This window comes from Nostoc sp. NMS7, assembly GCF_017115085.1.
Taxonomy (GTDB): Bacteria; Cyanobacteriota; Cyanobacteriia; order Cyanobacteriales; family Nostocaceae; genus Nostoc.
The window spans coordinates 24,847-35,629 of the sequence record NZ_JABXKJ010000063.1; the positions used below are offsets into that span (position 1 = coordinate 24,847).

The following is a 10,783-nucleotide window of genomic DNA, read 5'->3' on the forward strand; positions in this document are numbered from 1 at the left end:
ATTCATAGGAGCAAATCATTATCTATTCAATGCACCACCGGGACGCTGCTGTTTCAGCAATTCCTCTACCACTACACCTCGGATTGAACTTTGTAGCCGTGGCACATCAACCGATGTCTCTTTTGCCCCTCCAGTAATGCTGACAGGGATGTTGATGGTCATGCCGCTTTCTGGTATTTCACCGCCAGAAACGCCCCCAACTACCCCACCATTATTAAAATTCAAAACTTTTTCTAGCTTGAGTTCTTGGAAGCGCTTGGCTTGTTTTACCGTCAATACCATTTCGCCTGGGGTAAGTGCGGCCAGCAGTGGAGTGCGCCCAGATGCGGCACGTTCACGTTGTAGTGCTGACGCGATCGCTCCCACACTACCCCCTGATGCGTAGTTAGGAACCATCCCCCCTTGATTAAACCCCAGCAACCCGCCTAAGAATCCGCCGCCGCCTCCACCTCCACCCAACGCACCACCACCACCGCCGCCAAAGATGCCAGAAATTAGCTGATTAACCGCTAACTGTGCGAGTTGATTGGCGATGTTGCCTATCAAGTCTTTGAAGGCATCCCCCGCCGATTTTGACCCAGTGATGATGTCAGTGAAAAACCCACCCAAGGCGTTTTTTGAGACATCCATTAAGTCTTTACCAAGGGTCTTAACTTGTCCCGAAATACTTGATAAATTGATTTGATTAAGTGCCTCAGCATTCGCCTTCATCGTGCCGATTTCTGTTGCTGTATACTCGCTAGAAGTCCCCCGTGCTGCTGCAATCTGTTGCTCAATTTGCAGCAACTCTTGTTTATACCTAATCTGCTCTTGCATCTGGGATGCTTCACCCTCTAGCGCCGATGCTCGGTATTCATTACCACCCCTGCCTTGAATTAATTTAGCCTGTCCTGAAAGCAGCGAGGCTTTACTGTTAACAAGTCCTGATTCCTTAGATAAAGCAGATTCCATGTCAGCAAGGCTAGCTTGTTCAATTGCTTTTTGCGATTCTTTGCCTAGAATTTCAAAGCTGTTTTTAGACTGAATACCGATTTGTTTAATTTGATTATTCAACCTTGTTATCTCAGCGTCCAACGATTTAATTACATCACCAGAAGTGTCCACCTTCCCTTCATCTACCAACCTTTGACGGGTAGTGACTAAATCATCATATTGCTGCTGGAGTGGCTGTAACTGTTTCTGCTCATCGCCTAATGCACTAATCTTTGATATTTGCGCTTGCAATTCAGCCTTTTGCTGCTGAGTTTTTGCAAAGGACATCTCTCTATTCAACTGTGATAATTGGGTACTACGGTCTAAATCTTCCTTCTCGATTTGTTGTGTCCTTTGCATGGCGGTTTGCGTCTGCTTGTATTGGTTTTCCAATACCTTTAAGTTAATCCCACCTTTTTGGGCAGCCGCATCGATTTTGGCAGTGTTTTCAGCAATTTCTTTATTTAATTGTTGAATTTCTTGAGAGTCTGCCTTTAATCCGCCTTTACCGAGTAAGTAGGTTTTGCGCTCATTTAAATCATCAAGGGTATTTTTTAATTCGATTATTTCAACTTTAACCCCGTGTGTCGATTCCTCAAGTGCGATCGCTTGTTCTAACTTCTGCTTAGTTGGCTCGGAAGTGGTGAGGGATTCTTGTAGTTTTAGCGAATCAACATAACTTGCTGATGAACGGTTAAGAGTGTCAATTGCTTGCTGTCTATTTTTAGCTGTTTCAGCTTGTTTATCTGCTGTAGAATCTGTAACAGTAGCGGTTTCCAACTCGATTTTTCGTAACTCTTTGTTTTCGGCAATGAGTTGGTCTAGTTGATTGATGCCCTTACTATAATCCGTCCCTGTTTCTTTAGCTGAGAAAGCAAGTTCAGCCTTAATTTTCTCCTCACGGCGTTTAGGGTCTGTCTCGGTTTTTGCGGCTTCATTTTGTCGTCTTTTTGATTCAGCAAGTACAAAATCCTTTTTATTACGAGCATTAATTAAATCATCTCTTTTCTCTCCGTATTTGATATCATCTTCATCATATTTATGATTAATTTCCTGCTGCTGTAAAGTGCGCTCTAAAACCTTTTTAGATTCACTATCAGGAGCATCGGCAAAGCCTAATTTAAGTTTACTAACTCTTGCTTTATCATCAGCAGATCGTCTCTGGGCATCTAATTCTCGTTGTTGTTTTTGGGCTGCGTCCTGGACTGCTTGCGTAGTATCGTATTCAGCCGCAATCTGGGTATATTTCTGTTCAGCTAACTTCCGTCGTGCTGTTAATAAATCGCGGTGATCTTGTTCATTGCCACCAGTAGCGGATGTAGCGCTAGTTGTAGGCTGTGGTGTGTTTGCTAGTTGGGCTGAAGTTGGTAGTGGTGGCCCATACTGTTGAGTATTAGCTATTGACTGCTTTTCATTACGAAAACGCCGGAAATTAGCTAAGAAGGTTGAACGCTTACCCCCGTCTGTTCCTTGGTTATATGGATTGCCTTCCAGTGATGCCCATTCACTTGGGGCATCATAATGGCTGCTACGTTTTTGTAGCGCTCCTTCTATATCTCCAGCCATTACTTTGTCTAAAATTTTACGATACTTCATACGTCCCACAGCGAGGATTTCTTGCGATTGTGGCTTAAAGTCAGCCAGTCCCAAACCTTTAGCGCTATATTGTGTATCGTCATCCCAGACAAAATCCATTGTCTGATAGCGCCCTGTAGCAGTAGAAGCATTTTTACCCTTACCAACTACTCTTCTAGGGTGCGTTTTTAAGGTATTTGGATCAAAGGTGTCTTTACTCTCGCTACCAACTAAGACACCATACCCGCCCGTAGTATTTGCGATCGCACCATTTTCGGCGATCGCCACAGAATCTAACCAAGCCCTGACATTGGGATTTTTCAACGCTTCAAGAGCTTCTTTTCCGGCTGGCGTTAGCTTAGATAAATCCGATGGTGCGTAGTTCGCGGCTTTACCCCAAAGCACATCACCTGAATTTGTGGCGGGTTTTCCTCCACTCAATGCACTTTGTATCGCTTGGCGAATTGGTGCAATGACTTGGCTAATAACATTCAGTACAGGGTTTTTGTCTCCGACCATAGCCGACTTTCCATAAGCGTAAGGTCGAACAAAAACATAATTATCCTCACCAAAAGTATCTAACGACCGTTTTCTTACTGGTTTTGAAGAGGTGGATCGATCAATGATTTCATTATTACCCGCATATATACCAACGTGTGAAATCGCCTGTGTACCTTTAAATTCTCCATAAGTTCCACGAAACCCGACAAGATCACCGACTCTTGCTTGTTTTTTATCGTAAAACACTTGCCCGATATCTTTTCCAAAAAATGACCGAGCCATTAAAGACCCGTTGCCGGATTGCAATCCGGCATCAATTGGATTTTTAGTAATTCCAATGTCTTTTAAGCCCAGTTCGGATGATTCTAAAACAGTTCTTACGAAATCAGCACAACGAGCTAATACACCTTTTTTAAAATCTTTTCCCACCCAAGCCATTGCGTGTTCAAAAACTTTTTCGCCTGTATCAGATGCATCTAGAGATGTATTTTTGGTAGCCCCACCGCCAAAGAAGCTCTGACCGAGTGCTAGAACGGTTCCTGTGATCGGATCTATGCCACTGCCGGATGATGAATTTGATAAAGCATTTTTCGGATATAATTTATTTTTTAAATCTGCTTGCTGCTGTGACATATCACCGAACAAGAAATTTGCAACAGGATTGTCTTTCTTATCCCCTATACCGAGTGCTTTTATGGCTCCCCCAAGGACATCGCGGACAGCGATCGCCGCATCTTTAACACCTTTGGTAAATTGCACAATATTACTAACCAAAGATGCTGTACTTGTGACGACTCCTCCGATTTCTCGACCTAGTGCAATGCCACTACTAACAGCATCCTGAATCGCCCTCGGATTTTGCTTTAAATACTCACCGAGTTGTTTCGCGGCTGCAACCATTGCTGACATCGCGCCGCGAACTAACTCATTTAAAGCATTTGATAAGTTTTCCGCAATTTCAGGGTTTTGTTTGAAATAACTCGCTAATCCTTGAGCTTGACCTTTCAAGTCACCCATCAAGTCTTTGTTGTTGGTCAGCCCACTAACTAACTGTCCTAAAAAGTCAGTAATCGTGCTGAACAATGGCTCAAGGCTTTGTCCTAATTGTTTTTGAAACTGATAAAACGTATCGCTAACATTAGATAATTTACCTTCTAAAGTAGTCGCCTTATTCTTCATTGCATCGAAATAAGCGCCACCTTCGGCACTCATGCGCCGCATTGCTTCTTCGAGGTGGCGAAATTCAAGTTTTCCATCACTTGCTAACTGCGTTACTTCCTTTTGAGAAGCACCCAGCATCTTGGCAAGTTCTGCTGTTAACTGCACACCACGCCCTGTAAATTGGGCGATATCTTCATTCTGCAATTTGCCTTCAGTGCGGGATTTGGCGTACACTTCCATCAAGTCTTTGAGGGGTGCATTTGCCCCCGCCGCCACATCACCAATTGTTTTCAAGTCCTTAATTATCTGATCAGGTTTTGCGCCAGTGGCTAAGTTCTGAATCGCAGCTGATTGTAAATCCTTGAGTTCATAAGGTGTAGTCGCGGCGAATTTCTCCAACCCCGCAACAAATTTATCAATCTCCTGTTGATTGCCTTTGAGAAACGTTTTTAAACTCGACTCAAACCCCTGGAAGTCCTTTGTGACATTGAATATTTGACCAGCAAAACCCTTAGCAGCATCAACAGCCGATCCGATTACACTGGTAACGGAACTAAAGGCCGAGGCTCCCGCTTTTTCTAATGTGCCATTAAAAATGCTGTCAATCGCTCCCTTTATTGGTGCGATCGCACTCATGAACCTATCAGTAAATGACTTCCCAGCACTTGCACCAGCCGCCGCCCCTTGAGATGGTGCGTTTTGTAACCCCGGCAACTGTGTACTGCTAGTTCTTGGTGGGCTAGAAAAAGCCCGATTTATTTGGCGCTCGATATCCCGCGCTACTTGTGTCGCGTAGGCGCGGGTCTGGTTTAGTTGGGCGTGTAGCGCTGCTTGATTAGCGGTTAGCTGTAGTTCTAGAGTGCCGAGAGAGCTGCCACTGGAGAAGGTCATTTAGACGCAATATTAATCACATCTGTATTATTCCCAGCTTCGGAATGGGTAAACTAATCTCAGATGAGTGTATTAAGTAAGACTTGATAGCCAACGCAGAAGTATATTTTTACCACTTTTATGTTTAAAAAATTAGCCGTATCAGCGATCGCGTCTGCCCTTCTTCTCGCAAATTTACCTTCTTTAGCACAAACGTCACGATCTGAGCGTTGGGTGACAATAGGTAAGACTAGTAGCGGCGGTATTTTATCTCTAAATATTAATTCGGTTGAAACAAAAGCTCATGGGGGTAATTGGCTATGGTTCTCTTATCGAGTCACCGATGATAAAGAAACACGCGAACATACAGGAAGTACGGGTAGTTGTATCGAAGGAACAGTATCAGATAAATCAGAATGGTTAGTTGATTCCATCAATACAAACGGAGATTTTACAGGAGCAATTAAAATAAAAGCAGATTCTACCGGAAGTCAAGCTTTACTAAAGAGAGTTTGTCAGCTAGGGAATTCTAAACCAGATTCTCAAAATTCCTTTAATTCTCCTTGGGTAGTCATTGGTAAAACTTCAACAGGTGAAACACTCTCCTTAGATTTATCATCGGCTCAATTCACTGGATATGGAGAAGCCACAGTCTTTACCTACAAGTTCACAGGAAATGTAGCTACCAGAATTAATACAGCTGTCACCGAGTCCTGTGAAGGAATCACGGGTAAACTTAGGACGGATAGTTCTCTGGAATGGTTTGTAAATAGTCAAAACGGAAAAGAAACACAAATAGTGGTTAAAGCCGAATCCCAAGCAAGTAAAGAAATGCTTGGGCGCGTATGCCATCAAGCGTTGGTGATGTTTCAAAGGTATGGCATTCAAAACTAACCGTTGCTTGGCTAAACAGCGTAGTGATTTTTTTTATTTACTACTGACTAAAAATTGGGTAAGTCTCCGTATATGCTTTGACTGGGAAATCTAGTTTTGTACCTTACACATACAAGACAGATGGCAAAAAGAAAAACGGGGGGGGGGTGGCTTTGGAGCGCCTACAGCTACCAGGGCTTATGGTAGTGTCAGAACGGCTGCCGGGGGAACCAGGGCTAGGGGCGGTGGATTGGCTACAGTCCCACGCGCTAGAGGTAGTGCAGCGCGGGGAACTGGATTAGCAGCGCCAGGAAGAACTATTAATGTTGGCGGTGGTGCTGGTGGTGGATTAACTACAAGGGGTGGAGCTATTGCAGGTGGAGGTGGTGGACTGGCAACGAGAGGCGGTGCGATAGCCCGTGGTGGAACTGGCGGATTAAAACGAACCAGTAACGATCCTTACCGTGGATCAAGTGCGATCGTTATTGGTTCTCAAGCAGGGGCTAAAGATAGAGGTAGAAACCGTAAAAGAACCAACGCGCCAGCACCAGCAGCAAGCGCAGGTGGAAGAGATCAATCACGCCGTAATGCAGCTATTCGTGAATTAATACGGCGCGGTGGAACCCCAGGCGAACGCGCTGCGGCTGCGGCTGCGGCTGCAAGATTAGGGATTTAGTACCCCACTGTATTCGCTATATCAATACTTTCAGTATTTAAAGCCCGTTCAAAGCACACAAGTTGAAACGGGCTTACCGCTTCCCAGGCATCACCGTGTTCATATTCGGTTCCAATCCCCATCACAGGGATTTTTAATATATGATGATCTTCTAAAAAATAACCGTAAACTGTTTGCCCCTGCCAACCTTGTTGAGTGATAAAGTCGTTCAAATCAATCCCGTGACCATGCAAATTCCCATCAATAGCAAAAGTTGCGGCGTTGTAAGTTTTAATTTCTGCTATTCTCGCCCAACCAATTATCGCGTTCCTTGGTACTTCTTCGGGTGAAAAACCTATTTCGGCTATCCTTTTATAGGCTATATTTTCATCTTCTATCGTTGAATAAGAGCAAGAGTGAATCAAGATTTTACGCTTGCTTTCTACTTCCGTGCTTAAAATAATTCTTATTTCACCAATTGCTATTTTTAAAGCTTCATCGGCTCGTAGTGAGATTGCTATGGGTTTCATGGTGCGATCGCTCCTAATAAGACCCATCCTAACAGTTACTAACTTTATGAACACTATCAATAAATCGTAAGACCTACTCTATAGGATCATCGCGTCCAATACCGAGCGATCGCAGTTGTAATTTCACCCCTTCCGGCTCCGTCCCGCAGTAGTAATATTGTTTGTTGCGAAGATCCGCCAAGTAATAGCCAGATTGTCCACTATTAAGGCGAAATAACTCAACGGCTACTTGTTGTTTAGAAATTCCATACAGAAGCTCAAAATCGTTCATGTCAACAGCAAACGGCAATTTTGAGTAAAATAATTCGCCAAATTTCAAAAACCACTCTCCGTCTCGGCGCTCAACGATCCGATAATAGTCAGGATGGCAAACATTTGTGTCCATTGCGTTATACTCCAAATAATCAAGAAAGCCCCAAGCAAGGGCTTGGGGGAGTGAGTTCTAGCTACTAACTAGACTCACCTTGTTCTGGCTCTTTCAGTTCAGGGGGGAGTTTGTCTTTGTCAACTAGCTTCCCCTCCTGACCCTTAACATCAGTCTTAAAGTAACCAATGTGGTCTTCCTCAACTGAAGCTGGTTCATAAACCTCTAGGTCTTCAGGATTGGGCTTTTTTGAGCCACCATTTGATTTAGTCAATCTTTTCACCTCCTGATAAGGGTGTAATGTTTTTGCCCCTTATACTTACTATTATGGCTTATAATTATAAAAACGTAAACCACTTTTGAGAGATTTTACAAACTACTTTGTTACTTTTTTGCTAGGTATTAATATCAACCTACCTTCAGCGATCGCATCTAGCATCTGTCCTGTAGAGCCATCTTTATCATACGTAAAACCAAAGGCTTGAGCAATTTCTTTTAGCTTTTCCGGCGTTCCTGTTGCAACTCTCGCGTGCAAACTTATCCGGTCTAATTTTTTTCTTCCGGGCATAACTGTAAACCAGATATACTCTATAATAGTGGTATACAGATTTAAGATAACACACATGTCTGGTGTAGCAATAATTAAGACTGTTAATTCTAGCGTTGAGAGATTTTACAAACCACTCTTACTGAATGAATTGTGGTCATTGGTTTGTACACAAACAGAACAATGTCTCCGACCTTCCCCAGTTAAGTTATGTGGAATATATGCGATTTGCAATTGCAACAGACCAAGAGTTTATATTGGTGGTTCAGTAAATATTTACAGTCGATGGCGACTTCATTTATCACAGCTAAAACATGGAGAACACAGAACAGCAGAACTTCAACAAGATTGGAAGGAGGGAGGGTATGAGAGCTTTGTATTTTGTGTTTTAGAATTGTGTTCTCAATCTAAAATAGAAGTCCAAGAGCGTTTTTGGCTGAAAATCTGTAATGAATACTTGCCAAGTTGCCCATACAACAAATATTTAGAAGCTAAATATGTGGTTCTTTAAAAATGAGCTTTTGAACAAAAAACCTGCCACATATCTATGGCAGGTAATGAGAAATTGCGTATCACTGCTAATTTATAGAGTGAATCTCGCTTGCAGCCTTTTCCAAATGCCCCACGGCTCTTTCAAACCTCGCCTGCTCATCCGCCCAATTAGCAAGGGCAGATAACAAGTCTTCAAAGGTATAACCTTGAGAAAACAAAACTGGCATAAATTCGTTAAGAAACTTTGTTAACCCTTCACGGCGACAATCTTCTAATCCGTGGCGAATTCCCCTAATCGATTCTAAATCCATCACTTTTCGCCCTCCAACTGTTCAGTAAGTGCGGCTATTCTGACTAGATGTTGGTCAATCAGTTCTTTAATTTCCTTGTGTGATTTTGGTGTCGCTAACTCAACTTGGCTCTCTTTAAAAATGTCAACAGAATCACAATAATCATCTAGTAACACGGTGTAACTCCAGCCAGCGCCGAGTTCGTAAGCCCTGCGTGTGCCAGGGGGATGATATTCTAATCCGGTGATTTCGCCCTGCTTTACTCTTTGCCCAAAATGGTATTTGGGCGGTGTCCAACTGTTAGGAATTTTCATTTTTACCTCTACAAAGCATGAAAGAGACGCTGTTACTGCGCCTCTGGATGATGGGAAAATTTGATTTATGCTGTAAGAATGGCCGCGATCGCTTGTCCGTCAGTTGCCCACGATGTGCGTTGTGTGGTGCAACATGGTTGGGATATCCAAAAACCTTCTAAGCTCTCGTAGAATGTGCCAAGTAGGTTGATTCCTTTTTCGCCGCCCCAAACTCGGTAAAGCTTGCCGAAAATATCATCAGTAGAGTCAATTTCGTAGTACGCGGCTGACTCTGATTGCTCGGTGATGTGAAGGTTTAACTGGAATTGTGCTACAGCTTGGATTTCAACCGTTGCTAATGTCATAATAGAAGTCTCCATGAATTACGTGGATAGAGAGGCGCTTCAGTTTTGCAAGACCAGGGCGCTTTCTCTATATCTATATTATCGTCGTTTCGACTAGATTGCAACCTTTAAGACAATAATATTGACGTAGCGGTGGCAAAAGGTTAGTATAAGCATAGATTCCACTCGTTAAGAGGTAACTTAAAGATGCAGTACATTGCATTTTTAGAAATGACAGTCAAGTGGAACCTGGCTTATCTAATGCTTGAACGTGATATCAAAACTGGGGAACTTGCAGAAATTACAGGGCTTCACCCAAGCACAATTTCAAAGCTAAAGGCATACCGAGAAATGCCCAAAAGATTAGACAGGGATACTCTAAATTTGCTGTGCAAAGCTCTAAGCTGCACTCCTGGTGATTTGTTGAAATACGAGCCAGATTAAAATGCGAATTGCTTACCAGTACCGTTTACGACCAACAAAGCAACAGATAGCCATCTTTGAAAACTGGCTTGAATTATGTCGCCGTCAATATAACTACAGGTTGGCAGAACGGTTTAGCTGGTGGGAAAATAATCGCTGTGACGTTAACCGATGCTCTATCATTTCTTGTGGTATTGCACCACTTAAGGACAAACCTGATTACTATAGTCAAAAGCGGGATTTAACCAATAGCAAAGCTCTATTCCCGGAATATAAAGAACTGCCTTCACACACTCTACAGGACGTAATTGCACGGGTTGAAAAGACATTTGACAGGTGGTTAAAAGGGGACAGTAAGGGTAAGCGTTCTGGTCGTCCACGTTTCAAGGGCAAAGGGCGTTATCATTCATTAGCGTTTCCTGACCCTATCAAATCAGAACATCTGACGGGTAAGTTTATTCAGTTGCCCAAAATTGGCAAACTGAAAATGATTTTGCACCGTCCTATTCCAGAGGGATTTAAAATCAAAACCGCGACGATTACCCGTAAAGCTGATGGGTGGTATATCAGTCTCAGCCTTGAAGATGTGACAGTGCCTAGCATCAATTCTGATGTCATTCCTACATCTGACAATACTGTGGGCGTTGACATGGGCTTAAAATCATTCTTGGTAACGAGTGACAACCAAGAAATAGAAATCCCCCAATATTACCGCAAAAGCGAGAAAAAACTGAAGCGGTTACAGCGTCATTTATCCCGAAAACACAAGGGGTCAAATCGTCGCAAGAAAGCTATTAAACGTGTTTCCAAAGCTCACTTAAAAGTTGCTAATCAGCGCAAAGATTTTCACTATAAAACTGCAATATGGTTATTAGCTAAAGCCAAGGTTATCG

The 10,783-nt window shown here is 43.0% G+C and carries 13 protein-coding genes; 5 read left to right on the forward strand and 8 right to left on the reverse strand.

The genetic code is table 11. From position 1 onward, the window contains the following. Positions 1–18: 18 nt before the first annotated feature. Positions 19–5,100 carry a tape measure protein gene (locus tag HWQ38_RS05415; RefSeq protein WP_292790814.1) on the reverse strand — a complete coding sequence of 1,694 codons (5,082 nt, stop codon included), beginning with the start codon at positions 5,098–5,100 and terminating at the stop codon, positions 19–21. 120 nt (positions 5,101–5,220) lie between these two features. On the opposite strand from HWQ38_RS05415, the gene HWQ38_RS05420 reads away from it, so the two are divergent. Further along, complete coding sequence (locus tag HWQ38_RS05420) at positions 5,221–5,973, forward strand: hypothetical protein (protein ID WP_292790816.1); 753 nt, start codon at positions 5,221–5,223, stop codon at positions 5,971–5,973. 229 nt (positions 5,974–6,202) lie between these two features. Beyond that, entirely contained in the window at positions 6,203–6,628 is a 426-nt protein-coding gene (locus tag HWQ38_RS05425; RefSeq protein ID WP_292790818.1) for a hypothetical protein, read from the forward strand. Here the strand turns inward: HWQ38_RS05425 and HWQ38_RS05430 are convergent. The 4 genes from HWQ38_RS05430 to HWQ38_RS05445 form a co-directional block, all read right to left on the reverse strand. Further along, on the reverse strand, positions 6,625–7,137 hold the full coding sequence (locus HWQ38_RS05430; RefSeq protein ID WP_292790820.1) for a hypothetical protein: 513 nt from the start codon (positions 7,135–7,137) through the stop codon (positions 6,625–6,627). The two genes, HWQ38_RS05425 and HWQ38_RS05430, sit on opposite strands and share 4 nt — an antisense overlap. Before the next feature lie 73 nt (positions 7,138–7,210). Next, a complete protein-coding gene (locus tag HWQ38_RS05435; protein ID WP_292790821.1) occupies positions 7,211–7,522 on the reverse strand; it encodes a hypothetical protein in 312 nt (103 codons plus the stop codon). 64 nt (positions 7,523–7,586) lie between these two features. After that, the gene (locus tag HWQ38_RS05440; protein WP_292790824.1) at positions 7,587–7,775 is read right to left on the reverse strand and encodes a hypothetical protein; all 189 of its coding nucleotides are present in this window, start codon (positions 7,773–7,775) and stop codon (positions 7,587–7,589) included. A gap of 102 nt (positions 7,776–7,877) precedes the next feature. Then, positions 7,878–8,069 carry a hypothetical protein gene (locus HWQ38_RS05445; protein ID WP_292790826.1) on the reverse strand — a complete coding sequence of 64 codons (192 nt, stop codon included), beginning with the start codon at positions 8,067–8,069 and terminating at the stop codon, positions 7,878–7,880. A 55-nt stretch (positions 8,070–8,124) separates the two neighbouring features. On the opposite strand from HWQ38_RS05445, the gene HWQ38_RS05450 reads away from it, so the two are divergent. Next, positions 8,125–8,559, forward strand: a complete 435-nt coding sequence (locus HWQ38_RS05450) for a GIY-YIG nuclease family protein (RefSeq protein WP_292790828.1) — start codon at positions 8,125–8,127, stop codon at positions 8,557–8,559. 67 nt (positions 8,560–8,626) lie between these two features. Here the strand turns inward: HWQ38_RS05450 and HWQ38_RS05455 are convergent, their stop codons facing one another. The 3 genes from HWQ38_RS05455 to HWQ38_RS05465 all read right to left on the reverse strand — a co-directional run bounded on the left by HWQ38_RS05455 (position 8,627) and on the right by HWQ38_RS05465 (position 9,488). Next, on the reverse strand, positions 8,627–8,851 hold the full coding sequence (locus tag HWQ38_RS05455) for a hypothetical protein (RefSeq protein ID WP_292790830.1): 225 nt from the start codon (positions 8,849–8,851) through the stop codon (positions 8,627–8,629). Next, positions 8,851–9,144, reverse strand: coding sequence for a hypothetical protein (locus HWQ38_RS05460; protein WP_292790832.1), 294 nt, complete (start codon positions 9,142–9,144; stop codon positions 8,851–8,853). The genes HWQ38_RS05455 and HWQ38_RS05460 overlap by 1 nt, the downstream gene beginning before the upstream one ends. A gap of 65 nt (positions 9,145–9,209) precedes the next feature. Then, positions 9,210–9,488: a hypothetical protein gene (locus HWQ38_RS05465; protein WP_292790833.1), complete on the reverse strand. Its 279-nt coding sequence runs from the start codon at positions 9,486–9,488 to the stop codon at positions 9,210–9,212. A gap of 186 nt (positions 9,489–9,674) precedes the next feature. Between HWQ38_RS05465 and HWQ38_RS05470 the strand changes: the two genes are divergently transcribed. Together HWQ38_RS05470 and HWQ38_RS05475 are read left to right on the forward strand one after the other, a co-directional pair. Then, on the forward strand, positions 9,675–9,911 hold the full coding sequence (locus HWQ38_RS05470; protein WP_292790834.1) for a helix-turn-helix transcriptional regulator: 237 nt from the start codon (positions 9,675–9,677) through the stop codon (positions 9,909–9,911). 1 nt (position 9,912) lies between these two features. Then, on the forward strand, positions 9,913–10,783 hold an 871-nt coding region (locus tag HWQ38_RS05475; protein ID WP_292790835.1), incomplete at its 3' end, for a transposase.